At 72.7% G+C, this 20,377-nt stretch carries 14 protein-coding genes; 12 read left to right on the forward strand and 2 right to left on the reverse strand.

Annotated elements, in window-relative coordinates:
- Positions 1-143 precede the first annotated feature (143 nt).
- The 4 genes from LC193_RS24550 (at position 144) to LC193_RS24570 (ending at position 6,911) form a co-directional block, all read left to right on the forward strand.
- Positions 144-2,075, forward strand: coding sequence for an IucA/IucC family protein (locus LC193_RS24550; RefSeq protein WP_226077499.1), 1,932 nt, complete (start codon positions 144-146; stop codon positions 2,073-2,075).
- A gap of 298 nt (positions 2,076-2,373) precedes the next feature.
- The gene (locus LC193_RS24560) at positions 2,374-3,045 is read left to right on the forward strand and encodes a GNAT family N-acetyltransferase (RefSeq protein WP_226077500.1); all 672 of its coding nucleotides are present in this window, start codon (positions 2,374-2,376) and stop codon (positions 3,043-3,045) included.
- 32 nt (positions 3,046-3,077) lie between these two features.
- Positions 3,078-4,826, forward strand: a complete 1,749-nt coding sequence (locus tag LC193_RS24565) for an IucA/IucC family protein (protein WP_226077501.1) — start codon at positions 3,078-3,080, stop codon at positions 4,824-4,826.
- Between the two features lie 84 nt (positions 4,827-4,910).
- Positions 4,911-6,911 carry an ATP-dependent DNA helicase gene (locus LC193_RS24570; RefSeq protein ID WP_226077504.1) on the forward strand — a complete coding sequence of 667 codons (2,001 nt, stop codon included), beginning with the start codon at positions 4,911-4,913 and terminating at the stop codon, positions 6,909-6,911.
- Positions 6,912-6,933: 22 nt separating this feature from the next.
- Here LC193_RS24570 and lexA read toward each other — a convergent pair whose 3' ends face one another.
- Entirely contained in the window at positions 6,934-7,683 is a 750-nt protein-coding gene (gene lexA / locus LC193_RS24575) for a transcriptional repressor LexA (RefSeq protein ID WP_226077505.1), read from the reverse strand.
- 480 nt (positions 7,684-8,163) lie between these two features.
- Between lexA and nrdR the strand changes: the two genes are divergently transcribed.
- The 5 genes from nrdR (at position 8,164) to LC193_RS24600 (ending at position 13,952) form a co-directional block, all read left to right on the forward strand.
- Positions 8,164-8,694: a transcriptional regulator NrdR gene (gene nrdR, locus LC193_RS24580; RefSeq protein ID WP_107485735.1), complete on the forward strand. Its 531-nt coding sequence runs from the start codon at positions 8,164-8,166 to the stop codon at positions 8,692-8,694.
- A 123-nt stretch (positions 8,695-8,817) separates the two neighbouring features.
- Entirely contained in the window at positions 8,818-11,712 is a 2,895-nt protein-coding gene (locus LC193_RS24585) for a vitamin B12-dependent ribonucleotide reductase (RefSeq protein ID WP_226077507.1), read from the forward strand.
- 199 nt (positions 11,713-11,911) lie between these two features.
- Positions 11,912-12,520, forward strand: a complete 609-nt coding sequence (locus LC193_RS24590) for a YdbC family protein (RefSeq protein ID WP_226077509.1) — start codon at positions 11,912-11,914, stop codon at positions 12,518-12,520.
- A 48-nt stretch (positions 12,521-12,568) separates the two neighbouring features.
- Positions 12,569-13,234 (forward strand): histidine phosphatase family protein, encoded by a 666-nt coding sequence (locus tag LC193_RS24595; protein ID WP_086157637.1) that lies wholly within the window; start codon positions 12,569-12,571, stop codon positions 13,232-13,234.
- A 13-nt stretch (positions 13,235-13,247) separates the two neighbouring features.
- Positions 13,248-13,952, forward strand: a complete 705-nt coding sequence (locus LC193_RS24600; RefSeq protein WP_226077511.1) for a ribonuclease HII — start codon at positions 13,248-13,250, stop codon at positions 13,950-13,952.
- Positions 13,953-14,001: 49 nt separating this feature from the next.
- Here LC193_RS24600 and LC193_RS24605 read toward each other — a convergent pair whose 3' ends face one another.
- Positions 14,002-16,194, reverse strand: a complete 2,193-nt coding sequence (locus LC193_RS24605) for a RecQ family ATP-dependent DNA helicase (RefSeq protein ID WP_226077513.1) — start codon at positions 16,192-16,194, stop codon at positions 14,002-14,004.
- A 133-nt stretch (positions 16,195-16,327) separates the two neighbouring features.
- Here LC193_RS24605 and LC193_RS24610 point away from each other — a divergent pair, with 133 nt between their 5' ends.
- The 3 genes from LC193_RS24610 to LC193_RS24620 all read left to right on the forward strand — a co-directional run bounded on the left by LC193_RS24610 (position 16,328) and on the right by LC193_RS24620 (position 20,237).
- The gene (locus LC193_RS24610; protein WP_226077515.1) at positions 16,328-17,479 is read left to right on the forward strand and encodes a DUF4192 domain-containing protein; all 1,152 of its coding nucleotides are present in this window, start codon (positions 16,328-16,330) and stop codon (positions 17,477-17,479) included.
- A gap of 28 nt (positions 17,480-17,507) precedes the next feature.
- Entirely contained in the window at positions 17,508-18,245 is a 738-nt protein-coding gene (locus LC193_RS24615; protein WP_226077517.1) for an NUDIX hydrolase, read from the forward strand.
- 201 nt (positions 18,246-18,446) lie between these two features.
- Positions 18,447-20,237, forward strand: coding sequence for an ABC transporter ATP-binding protein (locus tag LC193_RS24620; protein WP_226077518.1), 1,791 nt, complete (start codon positions 18,447-18,449; stop codon positions 20,235-20,237).
- Positions 20,238-20,377 lie beyond the last annotated feature (140 nt).

The following is a 20,377-nucleotide window of genomic DNA, read 5'->3' on the forward strand; positions in this document are numbered from 1 at the left end:
GCAAAGGATCTTGCGCAAGGCCGTTATCCGGCGCACGCCGTGTCGTTAATACGGGTGGAGGAACGCCACGGCGTTGACGGCCAGGTGACCACAGAGGAGGAGGCGCCCGCGGGTCCGGGGCCCGGTCCGCGCGCCGCACACGGATGAACGCACGCCCCCATCCCGAACGGAGCCCGTCCGCCGAGCGCCGGCCGGTCCGCAGGCGGCTCGCGCGGTTCATGGAGCTGCCGGGACCGCGACGGTCCGGCGCGGCCGCGCCGTCCCCGCCGGCGCCCGCCGCGGACGGCGGCGCGGGCGCGGCCGACCCGGTCGAGCAGGCGTCGGCCCCGCTCGCGGCCGACGCGGCGACCGCCGAGTGCCTGCTGCGCTGCTGGGTGCGCGAGACAGGCGCGGAGCCGCCGGGCGGCGGGCCGCTGCGACTGCCGCTCCCCGCGTCAGGACTGGTCCTGCGCGTGCCGGTGCTCCACTGGTCGGCGACCGGCGCGCACCGTTTCGGCCCGCCCTCCCTCGAAGGGGTGGCCGCCGGGGCGCCGCCCCTCGACGCCGTGACGCTCGCCGCGCTGCTCGCGCGCGAGCCGGGGCCCGCGGGCCACCGGCCCGCCGAGAGGGAACCGCGCACGGCGGAGGCCACCGACCTCGTCGGGCGCGTCGCCGATTCGGTCCGGCGCACCGCCGAGTTCCTCGCGGCCCGCCGCGCGCAGCCGGGCCCGGCGGCGCACGGGCACGCGTTCCTCGACAGCGAGCAGTCCATGGTCTTCGGGCATCCGCTGCACCCCACGCCCAAGAGCCGCGAGGGCCTCACCGGCGCGGAGGCGCGGCAGTGCTCCCCGGAGCTGCGCGGTGCCTTCCGGCTGCGCTGGTTCGCCGTGGACCGCGGCGTCCTGGCGACCGATTCGGCCTGGCACGAGGACGGCCGCACGGTGCCGGCCGAGGAACTCACCGCGCGGCTCGCCGGTCCTGGACTTCCCCTGCCGCCCGGCACCGCGGCGCTGCCCCTGCACCCCTGGCAGGCCGCCGACCTCGCGCGGCGTCCGGCCGTCGCCGCGCTGCTGGACGCCGGGCTGCTGCACGACCTGGGCGAGTACGGGCCGCCCTGGCACTCCACCTCCTCGGTGCGCACCGTCCACCGGCCCGGCGCCCCCGCCATGCTGAAGCTCTCCCTCGCCCTGCGCATCACCAACTCCCGCCGTGAGAACCTCAGGAAGGAACTGCACCGGGGCGTCGAGGTGCACCGGCTGCTCGGCACCGGGCTCGCGGACCAGTGGCACGCGGTGTGCCCCGGGTTCGACATCGTGCGCGATCCCGCGTGGCTGGCCGTGGACGACGCGGGCGGTGTGCCGGTGCGGGGGCTCGACGTGCTGCTGCGGGAGAGCCCGTTCGGTCCGCGGGACGACGTGCTGTGCGTGGCCGCGCTGACCGGACCGCGGCCCTGGCCGGGGAGCCCCGGCGCCGCGCTGCGGTCCCGGCTGGCCGACGTGGTGCACACCGTCGCCCGACGTACCGGGCGCGCGGTGGCCTCGGTCTGTGCCGAGTGGCTGGAGCGTTACCTGCGTGCCGTGGTGCGCCCGCTGCTGTGGCTCGACGCGCACGCGGGCATCGCGCTTGAGGCCCACCAGCAGAACACGCTGGTGCTCCTCGACGCGCACGGCTGGCCCGTGGGCGGCAGGTTCCGCGACAACCAGGGGTACTACTTCCGGGCCTCCCACCGCGACGCGCTCCGCGGCCGGCTGCCGGGGATCGGCGCGGACTCGGACACGTTCGTGGCGGACGAGGTCGCCGACGAACGGTTCGCCTACTACCTCGGCATCAACAACGTGCTGGGTCTCGTCGGCGCGTTCGGGGCCCAGCGGCTCGCCGACGAGAAGGACCTGCTCGCCGTCTGCCGCCGTTTCCTGGCCGCCGAGGCCCGTGCCGACGGGCCGGTGTCGCCCCTGGTCGGACACCTCCTCGAACAGCCGACGCTGCGCTGCAAGGCCAACCTCCTGACGCGCCTGCACGGCCTCGACGAGCTCGTCGGGCCCGTCGACGGCCAGTCCGTCTACGTCACGATCGGCAATCCACTCGCCGCGCCCTGATCCCGCACCGCGCCGGGAGCACCGCCGACGCCACCGGGACCGCTCGCGCACTCACCCCGTGCGCCCACCGGTCCGCTGCCACGTCCCCGTGCCCGGACGCTCATCCGGCGTCCGACCGCCTTCGCCCCTGACCGATATCCGACACCGGACCGACTCGCCATCGCCGGTCTTTCGACCGGCTCCCGATAATTCCCTGCTCCATTTCGCGCGCTTTCGGCCCGTCCCCGCCCCCTCCGCCCGAGCGCCCCGCCCCGGAACCGCCCGGCCTCCCGGCCCCGTCACCTGCGAAGGAGCCCGCGTGCCCGCCTACGACACCGGCACCGACGGCGGCGAGGACACCGCCGACCTCGACCTGCCGCCCGACCTCACCGGGGCCCCGGCCCCCTACGAAGAGGAGCACGGCCACCGCGACGGCCCCGACCTGCTCGACCGGGTCGCCGACTGGGGCCCGGTGCCCACCCCTGCGGGTGTGCTGCACCTCGTCCCCGTGCGGCCGGAGCGGGACCTCTCGCTGATCACCACGTGGATGAACGACCCGGTGGTCGATGCCTTCTGGCTGCTGGCGGGGCCGGCCGAGCGCACCGCCGCGCACCTCGCGGCGCAGCTCGACGGCGACGGCCGCAGCGTGCCGTGCCTCGGCGTGCTCGACGGCCTCCCCATGAGCTACTGGGAGGTCTACCGCGCCGACCTCGACCCCATCGCCCGCTACTACCCCTCCCGGCTGCACGACACCGGCGTGCACGTCCTGATCGGCAGTGCCGAGGACCGCGGTCGCGGCGTCGGCGCCGCGCTGCTGCGTGCCACCGCGGAGCTGGTGCTGCGGCACCGGCCGCGCTGCTCGCGCGTGGTGGCCGAGCCCGACGTGCGCAACGCCGCCTCCATCGCCGCCTTCAGGGCCGCCGGCTTCCGCAAGGCGGGCGAGGCGGAACTGCCGGACAAGCGCGCCGCGCTCATGATCAAGGACCGCTGACCGGTCCTTCCACCCGTTCCCCAGGAGGTCCGATGCACAGCACACCCGAGTCGGCCTGGCACGAGGCGGGCCGCAGGCTGCTCGCCAAGATGCTCGGCGAGTTCGCCTACGAGGACGTCATCACGCCGCGGGCCGACGGCTCCTCGGCGGGCGCCTACCGGCTGCCGGTGGGGCGCGGCCTGACCTACCGGTTCCGTGCCCGGCGCGGCGCCTACGGCCACTGGCGCGTCGACCCCGCGTCGATCACCCCGGCCGCCGACCCGCTGGAGTTCGTCGCCCGTGCCCACGACCGGCTCCTCGGCCTGTCCGGCGACACCACGGGCCACCTCATCAAGGAGCTGACCGCCACCCTCAGCGCCGACGTCGCGCTCGCCGGCGACGCGCTCAGCGCCGCGCAGCTCGCCGATCTCGACCACGCCGCCCTCGAAGGGCGGCAGACCGGGCACCCGTGGCTCGTCGCCAACAAGGGGCGCCTCGGCTTCTCCGCCGCCGACACCGCCCGCTGGGCACCGGAGGCCCGCCGGGCGGTGTCGTTACCGTGGCTGGCCGCGCACCGGGACCTGGCGCGATACCGGGGCGTTCCGGGCCTGACCGGTCCAGAACGGCTCTACGCGGAGGAGCTGAGTCCGGCGACCCGTGCGCTGTTCGCCCGCGTCGTCGCCGATGAGGGCCGCGATCCGGCCGACTACCTGTGGCTCCCGGTCCACCCCTGGCAGTGGGACGAGACGATAGTCCCGCTCTACGCGCCGCAGATCGCGGCCCGCGCGCTGATACCCCTGCCGACCGATGGCGACCTGCGGCTGCCCCAGCAGTCGATCCGCACGTTCCTCAACGTCTCGCGGCCCGCGGCCCGCAGCGTCAAACTGCCGCTGTCCATTCTCAACACCCTCGTCTGGCGCGGCCTGCCGACCGAACGCACGCTCGCCGCCCCCGCCGTCACCGCCTGGATGCACCGGATACGGGCGGAGGACCCGTTCCTCGCGGAGGAGACGCGCGTCATCCTGCTCGGCGAGACCGCGTCCGTCACGGTGGAGCACCCGCTGTACGACCGGCTGCCCGGCGTTCCCTATCAGTACCGTGAGCTGCTGGGATGCATCTGGCGCGAGCCGATCGGGCCGAGCCTCGGCCCGCAGGAGCGGGCGCGGACCCTCGCGGCCCTGCTCTCGACCGATCCCGACGGCAGGTCCCTCGTCGCCGAGCTGGTCCGGCGCTCCGGGCGGGCCGCGCGCGACTGGCTGCGGCACCTGTTCGCCGCGCTGCTGCCCCCGCTGCTGCACTTCCTGTACCGCTACGGAACGGTGTTCTCGCCCCACGGCGAGAACGCGCTGGTCGTCTTCGACGCGGACGACGTCCCCGTGCGCCTGGCCGTCAAGGACTTCGTGGACGACGTCAACCTCAGCGCCGAGCCACTGCCCGAGTTCGACGGGATGCCCGCGCAGGTCCGTGACACCCTGCTGACCGAACCGCCGGCGTTCCTCACCCAGTTCATCCACGCCGGTCTTTTCGTCGGCGTCTTCCGCTACCTCGCGCCGCTCGCCGAGGAGCAACTGGATGTTCCCGAGAGCGAGTTCTGGTCACTCGTTCGGGCGGAGATCCTGGCTTACCAGCAGCGCTTCCCCGATCTCAAGCACCGGTACGAGACCTTCGACCTGCTGACGCCGCGCATCGAGCGGCTGTGCCTCAACCGGAACCGGCTGCACCTCGACGGCTACCGCGACCGCGCGCGGCGTCCGCACGCGGCCGTGCACGGCACCGTCCCGAACCCGCTCCACACGCCGTGAACGGCGCCCTGAACGGCCGGACCGCGTCCCTGCGTGAGCGGCCGGCTCGCCGCTGTCAGTGGCGCCGCGTAAGGTGACTGCCCTATGACTGCGACATCCGGGGGGCCCGGCCTCCACGACCTGCTGCACGCCGCCGTTCTCGCCGTCAAGGGCACCGAGCGCCCCGGCCAGGTCGCCATGGCGGAGGCCGTTGCCGAGGCGATCGAGGGCAACACCCACCTGCTGGTGCAGGCGGGCACCGGCACCGGCAAGTCCCTCGGATATCTGGTGCCCGCGATCGCGCGGGGCGACCGCGTGATCGTGGCGACGGCCACGCTCGCACTCCAGCGCCAGCTGATCGAACGCGACCTGCCGCGCACCGTGGAGGCGCTGCACCCGGTGCTGCGCCGCCGCCCCGAGTTCGCGACGCTGAAGGGCCGGTCCAACTACCTGTGCCTGCACCGCCTGCACGAGGGCGTGCCGCAGGACGACGAGGACGGCCTGTTCGACCAGTTCGAGGCGGCGCAGTCGTTCCCTGGCGGGCCGACAAGCAAGCTGGGCAAGGACCTGCTGCGGCTGCGCGAGTGGGCCGACGAGACGGAGTCGGGGGATCGCGACGCCCTCACCCCCGGGGTGTCCGACCGGGCCTGGGCGCAGGTCTCCGTCTCGTCCCGCGAGTGCCTGGGGGCGAGCAAGTGCGCCTACGGCGCGGAGTGCTTCGCCGAGGCCGCGAGGGAGCGGGCCAAGCTCGCCGAGGTGATCGTCACCAACCACGCGTTGCTGGCCATCGACGCGATCGAGGGCGCTCCCGTGCTGCCCCAGCACGACGTGCTGATCATCGATGAGGCGCACGAGCTGGTGTCGCGGGTCACGGGAGTGGCCACGGGGGAGCTGACGCCCGGCGGTGTCCAGCGCGCGGTGCGGCGCTGCGCCAAGCTCATCGACGAGAAGGTCGCCGATCAGTTGCTGGCAGCCGCCGAGACGTTCGAGCGCCTGATGGAGCTGGCCCTCCCCGGCCGCCTGGAGAAGATCCCGGACGATCTCGGCTACGCGCTGGCCGCGCTCCGCGATGCCTCGCGGGCCGCGATCACGGCCATCGGAGGCACCCGGGACTCCTCGTTGTCGGACGAGGACGCCGTGCGCAAGCAGGCGCTGGCCTCCATCGAGTCCGTGCAGCAGGTCTCCGAGCGCATCGTGCAGGGCTCGGAGTTCGACGTGGTGTGGTACGAGCGGCACGACCGCTACGGGGCTTCTCTGCGGGTGGCCCCGCTGTCGGTGTCAGGGCTGCTGCGGGAGAAGCTGTTCGAGGACAGGTCGGTGGTGCTCACCTCCGCGACGCTCAAACTCGGCGGCGACTTCAACGGGGTCGGGGCGTCGCTCGGGCTGGCCCCGGAGGGGGAGCACGGCGAGGAGCTGCCCGAGTGGAAAGGGCTGGACGTGGGCTCGCCGTTCGACTACCGGAAGCAGGGCATCCTGTACGTCGCGCAGCACCTTTCGGCACCGGGACGCGAGGGCAGCCGCGGGGACATGCTCGACGAGCTGGCGGAGTTGATCGAGGCGGCCGGCGGACGCACCCTCGGTCTGTTCTCCTCGATGCGTGGTGCCCAGGCCGCGGCCGAGGAGCTGCGCGGGCGGCTCGACCTGCCCATTCTTCTTCAGGGCGAGGAAACGCTGGGCGAGCTGATCAGGGCGTTCGCCGCGGACGCGGAGACGTGTCTGTTCGGCACGCTCTCCCTGTGGCAGGGCGTCGACGTACCGGGGGTGAACTGCCAGCTGGTGGTCATGGACCGCATTCCGTTCCCGCGGCCGGACGACCCGTTGATCAGTGCCAGGCAGAAGGCCGTGGAGGAGGCCGGAGGAAACGGCTTCATGGCGGTGGCCGCGAGCCACGCGGCGCTGTTGATGGCGCAGGGGGCCGGGCGTCTGGTGCGGGCCACGGACGACCGGGGAGTGGTCGCCGTACTCGACCCGCGGTTGGCCAAGGCGAGGTACGGGAGTTTCCTGCGGGCGTCCATGCCCGACTTCTGGTACACCACGGACCGGAACCAGGTGCGCCGTTCCCTCGCAGCGATCGACGCGGCAGCGCGAGCCGCCGCCGCGTCGTGAGGTACGGCCGTCGTGCGCGGGTTCAGATCCTGCGCATGACGGCGACGACCTTGCCGAGGATCGTCGCCTCGTCGCCCGCGATGGGCTGGTAGGCCGCGTTGTGCGGGAGCAGCCAGATCTGGCCTTCCTCCCGCTTGAAGCGCTTGACCGTGGCCTCGCCGTCGAGCATGGCGGCCACGATGTCCCCGTTCTCCGCGACGGGCTGGCGACGCACGGTGACCCAGTCGCCGTCGCAGATGGCCGCCTCGATCATCGAGTCCCCCACGACCTTGAGCACGAACAGCTCACCGTCACCGACGAGCTGCCGGGGCAGGGGGAAGACGTCCTCGACGGACTCCTCGGCCAGGATCGGACCACCCGCGGCGATACGGCCGAGGAGAGGGACGTACGAGGCGGCCGGCTTGCCGGCCGTGTCCGTCGCCTGGGGGGCCGGTGTCTCGGCGCCCCGCACCTCGTAGGCCCGGGGGCGGTGCGGGTCCCTGCGCAGGAAGCCCTTGCGCTCCAGGGCCATCAGCTGATGCGCCACGGACGAGGTGCTGGAGAGGCCGACCGCCTGGCCGATCTCCCGCATCGACGGCGGGTAGCCGCGGCGCTGCACGGAGTCGCGGATGACCTCGATGACCCGGCGCTGACGGTCGGTGAGGCCGGAGCTGTCCGCTCGGATGCCGGGAGGTCGGCCGGGCAGCGAACGGCTCGGGGGCGCCGTGGGGGCCCCGAGCCGGTCCTGGCGGCGCTCAGCGGCGGTGATGGCGTCGTCTGCTGCGGTGGTCATGTCGGCCCCTTCTGAGTGGTACTCCCTAGTCAGACAACGGTAGTTGCTATCGAAAGGTTGCGCCAAACACACGTTCGAGTGAAAATTCGCAGATCAGCTGACTTGATCAAGAATCCGGGTGTATGGGCGATGCCTCCGCGGTGGGCGCCGGCCGCGAAGGGTAATCGTTCCGGCGACAGCCTCCCATGCGGCCCGAGCCGCCGGCCGGGCACCCCCCGGTTGCCGCGCCGCGACACGCGCGACCGATGATGTTGACAGGGCGTCCTCGCGTGGTGCCGACCCAATCCCTAGATCTAGTGGTGCCCTCTCGGGGGGCTCCCCATAGATTGTGGTCGCGGGTCGGCATCGCTCGACGGGATCCCTTATGCTGGACCTCGTTGCCCCGGGGCGTGCGAACGGCCCGGCCGGGGCGCGGGCGTCCTGCTGTGACGCCTCGCGCCGTCACGTTGCGTAGTCGAACGCGGAAGGGATGGAGAACCAGTGCACTGCCCCTTCTGCCGCCATCCCGACAGCCGTGTCGTCGACAGCCGCACCGCGGACGACGGCACGATGATCCGCCGCCGGCGGCAGTGCCAGAACTGCTCCCGCCGCTTCACGACGGTCGAGACGGCGTCACTGCTGGTCATCAAGCGCAGCGGGGTGACCGAGCCGTTCAGCCGGGACAAGGTCATCGCCGGCGTCCGCAAGGCGTGCCAGGGGCGGCCGGTCACCGCGGACGCGCTCGCGCAGCTCGGGCAGCGGGTGGAGGAGGCCGTGCGGGCCACCGGCAGCGCCGAGCTGTCCACCCATGACGTCGGGCTGGCGATACTCGGCCCGCTGCGGGAGCTGGACCTGGTGGCGTACCTGCGTTTCGCGTCCGTCTACCGGGCGTTCGACTCGCTTGAGGACTTCGAGGCCGCCATCGCCGAGCTACGCGAAGGCGCTCCGGACGCGCCCCGCGGGGCGCGACCGGCCGCGGAGGCGGGCGGGGGCACCGGACCCGCGGGCCGGCCCGCGGGCGCCGCCGGCTGAGCCGCGGCCCGGCCCCACACAAGCCGACCGGTGCGCATCGGTGCGCTCCGGCCATCAGAACGAAAGCCGTGAGCCAGGACGTTCTGGGTCACATGAGGGCGTTTGCCCTGACAGGGAGGCGGAATGACTGAGACGACGAGCGGCCCGGCACGTGGTTCACGGGCCAAGGGCGGCAAGGGTGGCAAGGGCCTGCGCATCGAGCGCATCCACACCACTCCCGGCGTGCACCCGTATGACGAGGTGGTCTGGGAGCGCCGTGACGTCGTCATGACCAACTGGCGCGACGGCTCGGTCAACTTCGAGCAGCGCGGTGTGGAGTTCCCCGCCTTCTGGTCGGTCAACGCGGTCAACATCGTCACCAGCAAGTACTTCCGCGGCGCGGTCGGCACCCCGCAGCGGGAGACCGGTCTGAAGCAGCTCATCGACCGCGTGGTGAAGACCTACCGCGGCGCGGGCGAGGAGTTCGGCTACTTCGCGTCCCCGGCGGACGCCGACATCTTCGAGCACGAACTGGCGTACGCGCTGCTCCACCAGATCTTCAGCTTCAACTCGCCGGTGTGGTTCAACGTCGGCACCAAGCAGCCGCAGCAGGTCAGCGCCTGTTTCATCCTCTCCGTCGACGACTCGATGGAGTCGATCCTCGACTGGTACAAGGAAGAGGGGATGATCTTCAAGGGCGGTTCCGGCGCCGGGCTGAACCTCTCGCGCATCCGCTCGTCCAAGGAGCTCCTGTCCTCCGGGGGGAACGCCTCGGGGCCCGTCTCGTTCATGCGCGGCGCCGATGCCTCGGCGGGGACCATCAAGTCGGGCGGCGCCACGCGGCGTGCGGCGAAGATGGTCGTCCTGGACGTCGACCACCCGGACATCGAGGCGTTCATCGACACCAAGGTCAAGGAAGAGGAGAAGATCCGCGCCCTGCGCGACGCGGGCTTCGACATGGACCTGGGCGGCGACGACATCACGTCCGTCCAGTACCAGAACGCGAACAACTCGGTGCGCGTCACCGACGAGTTCATGCGCGCGGTGGAGTCGGGTTCCAAATTCGGCCTGCGCGCGCGGATCAGCGGTGAGGTGATCGAGGAGGTCGACGCCGCCGCGCTGTTCCGGCGGATGGCCGAGGCCGCGCACGCCTGCGCGGACCCGGGCATCCAGTACGACGACGTGATCAACCACTGGCACACCTCGCCGGAGTCGGGCCGCATCTCCGCGTCCAACCCGTGCAGCGAGTACATGCACCTGGACAACTCCTCGTGCAACCTCGCCTCGCTGAACCTCATGAAGTTCCTCAACGACGACGACGGGGACCAGTCCTTCGACGCGGCGCGTTTCGCCAAGGTCGTGGAGCTGGTCATCACCGCGATGGACATCTCCATCTGCTTCGCCGACTTCCCGACCCGGAAGATCGGCGAGACCACGCGGGCGTTCCGGCAGCTCGGCATCGGGTACGCCAACCTCGGCGCGCTGCTGATGGCCACCGGCCACGCCTACGACTCCGACGGCGGCCGGGCCCTCGCGGGAGCCATCACCTCCCTCATGACGGGGACGTCCTACCGCCGCTCCGCCGAACTCGCCGCCGTGGTCGGCCCCTACGAGGGCTACGCGCGCAACGCCGACGCGCACAACCGCGTGATGCGGCAGCACGCGGACGCGAACGCCGCGGCCAAGCGGATGGACGACCTGGACACGCCGGTGTGGGCCGCGGCCACCGACGCGTGGCAGGAAGTGCTGCGCCTCGGCAAGAAGAACGGTTTCCGCAACGCGCAGGCGTCCGTCCTGGCGCCGACCGGGACCATCGGGCTGATGATGGACTGCGACACCACCGGGGTCGAGCCCGACCTGGCGCTGGTCAAGTTCAAGAAGCTGGTCGGCGGCGGCTCGATGCAGATCGTCAACAACACGGTGCCCAAGGCCCTCAAGCGCCTCGGTTACCAGCCGGAGCAGATCGAGGCGATCGTCGCGCACATCGCCGAGCACGGCAATGTGATCGACGCGCCCGGCCTCAGGACCGAGCACTACGAGGTCTTCGACTGCGCGATGGGCGAGCGGTCGATCGCTCCGATGGGGCACGTGCGCATGATGGCCGCGGCCCAGCCGTTCCTCAGCGGCGCGATCTCCAAGACGGTCAACATGCCGAGCACCAGCACGGTCGACGACGTCGCGGAGATCTACCTCCAGGGCTGGAAGCTGGGCGTCAAGGCGCTCGCGGTCTACGTCGAGAACAGCAAGGTCGGCCAGCCGCTGTCCGCGAAGAAGAAGGACGAGGCCAAGCAGCCCGAGCAGGCGCGGGAGCCGGAGAAGGTCGTGGAGTACCGGCCGGTCCGCAGGCGCCTCCCCAAGGGCCGCCCGGGAATCACCACCTCCTTCACGGTGGGTGGTGCCGAGGGCTACATGACGGCCAACTCCTACCCGGACGACGGTCTGGGCGAGGTCTTTTTGAAGATGTCGAAGCAGGGATCCACCCTGGCGGGCATGATGGACGCCTTCTCGATCGCCGTGTCGGTCGGCCTCCAGTACGGGGTGCCGCTGGAGACGTACGTCTCCAAGTTCACCAACATGCGCTTCGAGCCGGCCGGGATGACGGACGACCAGGACGTGCGGATGGCGCAGTCCATCGTGGACTACATCTTCCGCAGGCTCGCCCTCGACTTCCTGCCCTTCGAGACCCGCTCGGCCCTGGGCATCCACACCGCGACCGAGCGCAAGCGGCACGTGGAGACGGGCTCGTACGAGCCGGCCGACGAGGAACTGGGCACCCTGGACGTGGAGGGCCTTTCCCAGTCGGCGCCCGTGCAGGACACCGGGGACGCGCCGGAGTCCGCCCGCGAGGAGCAGCGGGCCGCCGATGCGGCGGACAGCCGCCCGGCCCCGCGCGAGGCGCACAGCTCGACCGAGCTGCTGGAGATGCAACTCGGGTTGAACGCCGACGCCCCGCTGTGCCTGTCCTGCGGCACCAAGATGCGCCGTGCGGGCAGCTGCTACCTGTGCGAGGGCTGCGGCTCGACGAGCGGTTGCAGCTGATCCGGGCGGGTTCGTACCCGATGAACCGCCGACCGTGACCGGTCGCGACTGATCCGGTAGGGATGCGGGAGGGGGAGGCGCGCGGGCGCCTCCCCCTCCGGTGTCGCCGGCGGCCGTTGAGGCTCCGGCGGTCCTTCGTCGCGCGGATGATCGACGTTCTCCTACGCCCGGCGGTGGAGATGGCCGTACGATGGCGCGCGTGCTGGTCAAGTGGATGCGGTGCACGGTGGTCGACCGAGTCGGCTTCGAGCGCGGGCAGCGGAAGTGGGCGGGGCTGCCGGGCGAGCCCGGGTTCCGGGCCCAGGGCGGTGGGTGGAGCCGGACGCGGCCGGGTGTGGTGCACCTTTTCGGCTTCTGGGAGAGCCGGGCGTTCTACGACTCGTTCATGGCACGCTCGCACGACCGGCTGGCCGCCGCGCAGAACGGTACGTATCAGGACATGCGGGTGCGCCTGTTCCAGTACCGCTTCGACGTGAAGATGGGCTTCGAACCGAAGTTCACGGACGCGGACCTGCTGCGCGTCGCGCACTGCACCGTGCACGACGACCGCGCCGAGCATTTCGCCCTGATGCAGGAGAAGGTGTGGAACCCGGCGATGGCCGGGTCGCCAGGCATGCTGCGCGGAGTGTTCGCCGAGGCGGAACCGGAGAGCGAGTTCCTCGTGCTGTCCATGTGGGACTCGGCCGCCGAGCGGGCCAAGTACCGTGCCGAACGCGTCGAACGGCTGGCGCTGCGCGCCCAGACCGGGGCCGACGTGGCGGCCATCACCGGTGATGTCATCGACATGGAACCCGGCTGGACCGTCTGAGGCCCGGGGTGCGCGGCGGCAGGGCTCGTGCCGAACTACCCTGAGACCATGGCACAGCCTCGGCGTATCGTCCTGCTCCGGCACGGAGAGTCCCAGGGGAACTGGGACGACTCGGTGTACGAGCGTGTTCCCGACCACGCGTTGGAACTGACGGAGAAGGGCAGGCGGCAGGCCGAGGCGGCGGGGGCGCACCTGCGGGAACTCTTCGGTGAGGAGAGGGTGTCGGCGTACGTGTCGCCGTACCGGCGCACCCATCAGACCTTCCGGGCGCTGGCCCTCGATCCCACCCGGGTCCGGGTCCGCGAGGAGCCGAGGCTGCGGGAACAGGACTGGGGCAACTGGCAGGACCGGGCCGATGTGCTGCGGCAGAAGCGGGCGCGGGACGCCTACGGGCACTTCTTCTACCGGTTCGCCCAGGGGGAGTCGGGGGCGGATGTGTACGACCGCGTCGGGGCGTTCCTCGAAAGTCTGTGGCGCAGTTTCGAGAAACCCGACCATCCGCCGAACGTCCTGCTGGTGACGCACGGCCTGACCATGCGGCTGTTCTGCATGCGCTGGCTGCACTGGACCGTCGCCGAGTTCGAGTCGTTGTCCAACCCGGGCAACGGCGAGACGCGCGAACTGCTGCTCGGCTCCGATCGCCGGTACCACCTCGACCGGCCCTTCGAGCGCTGGCACACGCCCGAGCGGCCCTTCGAGGGCTGGTGCGCGTAGGCTGGCCCGCGTCATGCCGTACGAGCCTCCCACCCACCGCGTCGAGCGGTCGATTCGTGCCACCACGGGCGCCCGCGTCGTCGCCGGGGTCGACGAAGTCGGCCGTGGTGCCTGGGCGGGCCCCGTGACCGTGTGCGCCGCGGTGACGGGTCTGCGCAGGCCCCCGGAGGGCCTGACCGATTCCAAACTGCTGACGCCGCTGCGGAGAACGGCGCTGGCCGAGGTGCTGACCGGATGGGTGACCCAGCACGCGCTGGGGCACGCCTCCGCCGAGGAGATCGACGCGCTCGGCATGACGGCGGCGCTCCGCCTCGCCGCGGTCCGGGCCCTTGAGGCGCTCCCGGAACGGCCCGACGCGGTGATCCTGGACGGCAAGCACGACTACCTGGGAGAGCCGTGGAACGTGCGCACGGTCGTCAAGGGGGACCAGTCGTGCGTCGCGGTGGCCGCGGCGTCCGTCATCGCCAAGGTGAGCAGGGACGCCATGCTGGCCGCGCTGGCCCCCGAGTGCCCCGAGTACGACTTCGCCAGCAACGCCGGGTATCCCTCCCCGGTGCACAAGTCCGCGCTGGAGGAGCACGGGCCCACTCGGCACCACCGTCGGTCGTGGGCCTACCTGGACGCGCTCCCTCGCTGGCGTCATCTCAGACTCCCCTCCCCGCGCGAGGCGAAGGCCGCCGATTCCCTGGAGGACGCCGGCCAGCTCGGCATCTTCTGAGGGCTTTCGCGGCGGCGGCCGGTCCGCGGCCGGCTCCCGGCGCCGGCGTTCAGCCCTGGACGGCCAGGACCAGGGGCAGCACCTCCCCGCTTCCCGCGGCGCGCAGCAGCCGGGCCGCGAGTGCCAGCGTCCACCCCGATTCGGTGTAGTCGTCCACCAGCAGCAGGGGCCCGTCGGCGTTCTTCACGGCCTCGGCGAGCCCGGGCCCCAGGCCGAGGGAGCCGCTGAGCGCGTGCACGCGGCGGGCGCTGTTGCTGCGGGCGGGCGTGGCGGTGCCGGTGTCGATCGTGCCGAGGAACGGCATGCGGCCGACCGAGGCGACGCCCTCGGCCAGCGAGCCGACCAGCCGGGGGCGGGTGTGCGAGCCGACGGAGACGACGCCGACGGGGCGCGCCCGCCGGTCGGGCGCTCCGGGCGCCCAGCCCCCCGGCCCTTTGGCCCAGTCGGTGAGCACGGTGATCACCGCGTTCAGGACGTCGTCGGGGACGGGGCCGTCTCCGGAGCCGGGGGAGAGCAGCGGGCGCAGCCGGTTGCCCCAGCCGATGTCCGACAACCGGCCCAGGGCCCGCCCCGGGGCAGCCTGTTCGCCCGCGGGGATACGGCCCTTCAGGTCGACACCCGTCGCGGGCAGCCCTGTCGGCCACATGCGGCGGGGCTCGACCGGGAGGCCGGGCCTGGCCAGCTCGCCCCTGGCGGCCTCGACGGTGGCCGGCATGACGTCGGCCGCGTACCCGTCCCCGGTGCAGTTGTCGCAGCGTCCGCAGGGCCCGGCGTCCTCGTCGTCCAGCGCACGGCGCAGGAACTCCATGCGGCAGCCCTCGCCGGAGACGTAGTCGCGCATGGCCTGCTGCTCGGCCTGCCGCTGCCGGGCGACCTGGGCGTACCGCTCCGCGTCGTAGTGCCAGGGGCTTCCCGTGGCGGTCCATCCGCCGCGCTCCCGGCGGACCGCACCGTCCACGTCGAGGACCTTCAGCATCATCTCCAGACGAGAACGCCGCAGGTCCACGCGCGGTTCGAGGGCGGGCAGCGACATCGGCCGGTCGGCGGCGGCGAGCACGTCCAGGGTGCGTCGGACCTGCTCCTCGGGCGGGAAGGCGAGCGAGGCGAAGTAGCGCCAGATCGCCTCGTCCTCCGGGCCTGGCAGGAGCAGCACCTCGGCGTGCTCGACGCCGCGCCCGGCGCGGCCCACCTGCTGGTAGTAGGAGATGGGTGAGGAGGGCGAGCCGAGGTGCACGACGAAACCCAGATCGGGTTTGTCGAATCCCATGCCGAGTGCGGAGGTCGCGACCAGTGCCTTCACCCGGTTCGCCAGGAGGTCGTCCTCCGCGGCCTGCCGGTCGGCGTTCTCCATGCGTCCGGTGTAGGCGACCACATGGTGTCCGCGCGCGGTGAGGTGGGCGGAGACCTCCTCCGCCGCTGCGACGGTGAGGGTGTAGATGATGCCAGAGCCCGGCAGCCGCCCGAGGTTCTCGTCGAGCCAGGCCAGCCGGTGGGCCGCGTCGGGCAATCGCAGCACCGAGAGGCGCAGGCTCTCGCGGTCCAGTGGGCCGCGCAGCACCAAGGCCTCGGCCATCCCTTCGCCGGTGCCCAGCTGATCGGCGACGTCGGCCGTCACGCGGGCGTTGGCCGTGGCCGTCGTGGCCAGCACGGGCACCCCGGCCGGCAGCTCGGCGAGCAGGGTGCGCAGCCGGCGGTAGTCCGGGCGGAAGTCGTGGCCCCAGTCGGAGATGCAGTGGGCCTCGTCGACGACGAGCAGGCCGGTGGCCGCCGCGAGCCGGGGCAGGACGCGGTCGCGGAAGTCCGGATTGTTCAGGCGCTCGGGGCTGACGAGCAGGACGTCGACCTGCCCCGCCGCGATCTCCTCCTGTACGGTCTCCCACTCCTCGGTGTTCGCCGAGTTGATGGAGCGGGCCCGGATGCCGGCCGCGGCGGCGGCACCGATCTGGTTCCGCATGAGCGCGAGCAGCGGGGAGACGATCACCGTCGGGCCGCTTCCGCGCTCCCTGAGCAACGCCGTGGCCACGAAGTACACGGCGGACTTGCCCCAGCCCGTGCGCTGGACGACGAGTGCCCGCCGCCGGCCGGCGACCAGTGCCTCGATGGCGCGCCACTGGTCCTCGCGAAGTCGGGCCGCGCCGTCCGGAGCCCCGACGAGGCGCGCGAGCACGGCGTCGGCCGCCGAGCGAAGATCCGTCGGCTCCGGGGCGGGGTGCGGGGCCGAGCCCGCGGACTGCTGCTGCATGCCTCCATGCAAACCGATGGGGGCCCGTGCCCGCCAATCAGCTTGTGGAAAACCCCATCATTCTTCATATCAACGGTCATTCCTGTGGACAACGCTCGGCACGGACGCCTCCGATGGGGGCATGCTGCGGGGCATGTCCTCACTCAGTGAATCCACTTCGTCACTCACCGATCCGTTCCGGCTGGTCAGGCTCCGCGGTCCCGCGGACCTGGCCGACGCCCTTCCCTATCTCCTGGGGCGCGACCCCGAAGGGTCCGTCGTTCTCATCGGGCTGCACGGCGCGCACGGGAGGCTCCTCGGCCGAGTCCACTCCGGTATTCCGGTCCGGGAGGACGGTTGGCGCGAGGCGGCCGAGGCGATGGCCGCCTGCCTCGTGGGGGAGAGCCGCAAGCGCAACGGCGCCCCACCCGACGCCGCCCTCGTCTGCCTGTGCCGGTCCCCGGAGCCGGGTGGCCGTGCCCTCGACGTCAAGGAACGGCTCGCTCCGCTGGCGCGGCTGCTGCGCGTATCGTGCGGCGCGCTCGACGTCCCGGTGGTCGAAGCCCTGTATCTCACCGGGGACCGCTACTGGTCCTACTGCTGTGCCACGGACGACTGCTGTCCTCCCGATGGCAACAAGCTGCCCGAGGCGGGGACTTCGCCGATGGCGGCCGCAGCCGCGTACGCCGGGCTGCGGGTGCCGGAGCCCGCCGGCCGGCAGGAGCGCAGGCTCCTCCCGCTGGCCGGCGAGGCCGCCGCGCGGCAGCTGCGGGCCTTCGACGCGGTGGCTCCGGAGCTGGTGCGGCCCATGCTGGGGGCATCGCGGGAGGCGGTCACCGTGCGGGCCGCGACGCTGGAACTCGCGGAGTCGATGGTGGGGCGGTTCCGCCGGGCGCCGGCCGCGATCGACGGTGTCTCGCCCGACGAACGGGACGACGCCCTGATCACCTCGGAGGAGGCTGCCCGTCTGATCATCGGGCTCCAGGACCGCACCACGCGGGACATCGCCGCCGAGTGGATGGAGGGCCCGGAAGCGGGAGCCGCGTTGCGGCTGTGGCGCACTCTCGTCCGGCGCTGCGTCGGGCCGTTCGCCGAGCACGCGGCGGCGCCGCTCACCCTCGCGGGCTGGGTGGCCTGGTCCACCGGGGACCTGTCGGGCGCGCAGGTGGCGCTGGCCAGAGCACTGGAGCGGGATCCGGAATACGTGTTCGCCCGGCTCCTGCGGCAGGCGTATCTGGAGGGCGTCGACCCCGAGGGGTTGCGCCGGTGCATGCGCGAGCAGCGTGCGGCCCGCGAGCGCGAATGACGGTGTGGGGGAGCCCTATGATCACGGCATGCCCTACGACCCGTCGGAGTACCCGCCGTTCGCCGTCACCGTCGACCTGGTGGTGCTCACCGTCAGGCAGCATGCGTTGTGCGCTCTCACGGTGCGGCGGGGCGAGGAGCCGTTCCGGGGGCAGTGGGCACTTCCCGGCGGCTTCGTGCGGGCCGACGAGGACTTGGCCACCGCCGCGGCCAGGGAGCTGGCCGAGGAGACCGGACTGCTGGCCCATGACTCCGGCAGCCGGCACGCCGGCGCGCACCTCGAACAGCTGGCCACGTACGGCGATCCCTCCCGCGATCCCAGAATGCGGGTGGTCAGTGTGGCGTACCTCGTCCTCGCTCCCGACCTGCCCGCGCCCACGGCGGGCGGCGACGCCGGAGGCGCCCAGTGGGCGCCGGTCGGGCGGTTGCTCGGCACGGGCGGGCCGGCGGACGAGCGCCTTGCCTTCGACCACGCGACCATCCTGGCCGACGGAGTCGAGCGGGCCCGATCGAAGATCGAGTACTCCTCGCTCGCGGCTGCCTTCTGTCCGGCGGAGTTCACGGTCGGCGAGCTGCGCCGGGTGTACGAGGCGGTATGGGGGGTGTCGCTGGATCCACGCAACTTCCACCGGAAAGTGACGGGAACGCCCGGGTTCCTGGTGCCTGTCGGGGGGACGACGACCCGCCAGGGCGGCCGGCCGGCGCAGTTGTTCCGGGCCGGAGGCGCCAGCGCCCTGAACCCGCCGATGCTGCGCCCCGAGGGCTAGAACTGGTGCCGTGCCGTTCGGATCCTCGTGGATCGAGCGGCGTCGCCGGGGGCGGTGCGGCGCCTCGCCGGGCACCGCACCGCGACGCCGCTGCTCGGCGGCGCACCCCGGTTGACGCGGCATCTGGGGAGTCCGCGCGTCTCCCGGAAAATCCGATATGTCCCGTTATCGTGCCAGGGTGCATGCTCAACGGGAGAATCGATGATCCAGGCCATCGGACTCACCAGCGCGACACGGCGTGAACGGTCACCGACCGTCGACGATCTCACCTTCGAGGCACGAGCGGGCAGTGTGACCGCGTTGTCGGGGCCGTCCGGCGCGGGGAAGTCGACGGCGCTCAGGCTGATGCTCCAGCTGATTCCCGGTCGCGGCGTGGCGCTGTTCCGCGGCAGGCCGCTCGCCCGGATCCCCCATCCCGCCCGCGAGATCGGCGTGCTCCTCGGCGATGTCCCCGGGCATCCGCGCCGCACCGCGGTGGGACACCTCAGGATGCTGGCCGCCGCGTGCGGTGTGCCCCCCGGGCGGGCCGAGGACGTGCTCGACGTGGTCGGCCTCAGCGGCCTGGCGGACCAGCGACTCGGGCTGTTCTCGCGGGGGATGGACCGTCGGCTCGGACTGGCGGCGGCGCTGCTCGGCGATCCGCACACGCTCGTCCTCGACGACCCGTCGCGGGGGCTCTCGCCCCGGGAGACCGCGTGGCTGCACACGTTGCTGCGCGGCTACGCGGAGCAGGGAGGCGCCGTCCTGGTCACCGGGCGGGATCCGGAAGGCGTCGCGCGGTTCGCCGACCGTGTGGTCAGCCTTGAGGCCGGACGGCTGGTGGCCGACCAGACCGCCGCCGACTTCGCGCGGGCCCGGCTGCGTCCCCGCGTCGCCGTGCGCACCCCGCACGCCGAGCGGCTCGCGGAGGCGCTGACCCGCCGCCTGCGGGACGTCGGGGCCGGGCCCGGCGGCGAGGTGCCCGAGGTGCTGCGGGAATCGGGCAGCCGCCTCTCGGTGTTCGGCGCCACCTGTGCGCTGGTCGGCGAGGTCGCCTACCAGAACAGGGTCCCCGTCCACCACCTCGCGGATGAGGTCGGCCCCGCCGGTGACGCGGCGGCGGCCGGGCCGCTGCATCGCGCCGACGGGCGGGGCGGCGCCCGTGTCGTCGTCGCGCGCGCGGAACCGGCCAGGAGCCCGCTCGCCGCCGCGTCGGCCCTGCCGCCGCGCCTTCCCGCGCTGCCGCCGCCGGGCCCGAGCTGGCCCGTGCGGTACGAACTGCGGCGCTGGGCGGGGCTGCCCGCGCTGTGGTGGCTGATGGGCCTGACCCTGGTCGCCGGTCTGGTGACGGCCCTGGCCCTCGTCTCCGGCGGGACGCACCCCGCCGAGCGCGTGCTGGCGGGGTGGGCGGAGCCGTTGCCGCTGCCGCCCGCCGCGCTGACCGCCGGCGTGCTCGGGGCCCTGGCCTTCGGGCACGAGTTCCGCTATCCGGCGCTGACCCCGGCGCAGGTCGTCGTGCCGCGGCGGCTCTCCCTGCTGGTGGGCAAGCTGACCGTGACGGCGATCGCCGCCGCGGCTCTGGCCTGCGGCACGGTCGTGGTCAACGCCACGGCCCACACGCTGGTGTTCGGCGAGGACATCCCGGTCGAAGGGGACTGGCAGGCGGCTCTCGTCGCGACCGCCGGACTCGCGGTGGGCTGCGCCTGGGCGGGGCTGCTCGCGGCGGGTATCTTCCGGGCCACGCTCGTCGGGTTCGCGGCCGTGGCCGCGGTGCCGCTCGCGCTGACACCGGCCGTCCGCGCGGTACTCGAAGGGCCGGCGGGTCAATCGCTCGACGGGCTGCCGGGACGACTGCACGCGTTGACCACGCTTCCGTTCCCGTCCGGAGTCGACCGCTGGCTGTCCGCTACAGGGCATCTCACGTCCCAGCCGATCGGCTGGGCGCTCGCTCTCTCCCTGCTGTTGCTGCTGTGCGGATATGCCCTCGTCAGCCTGCGCAGCGCGCTTCGCTGAGGCGTCGGCGCCCGCGGCGCCCGGGGTGCGCCGCACCTGCTCCTCCGTCCCAACTGCCTCAGGACGGTTCGCACTTGGCCACTGACCGTTCGTTTGCTTCCGATTAGGCGTCAATTATGTGGGGGGCGCCGATCACCCTT

It is taken from the genome of Streptomyces marincola, assembly GCF_020410765.1.
Taxonomy (GTDB): Bacteria; Actinomycetota; Actinomycetes; order Streptomycetales; family Streptomycetaceae; genus Streptomyces; species Streptomyces marincola.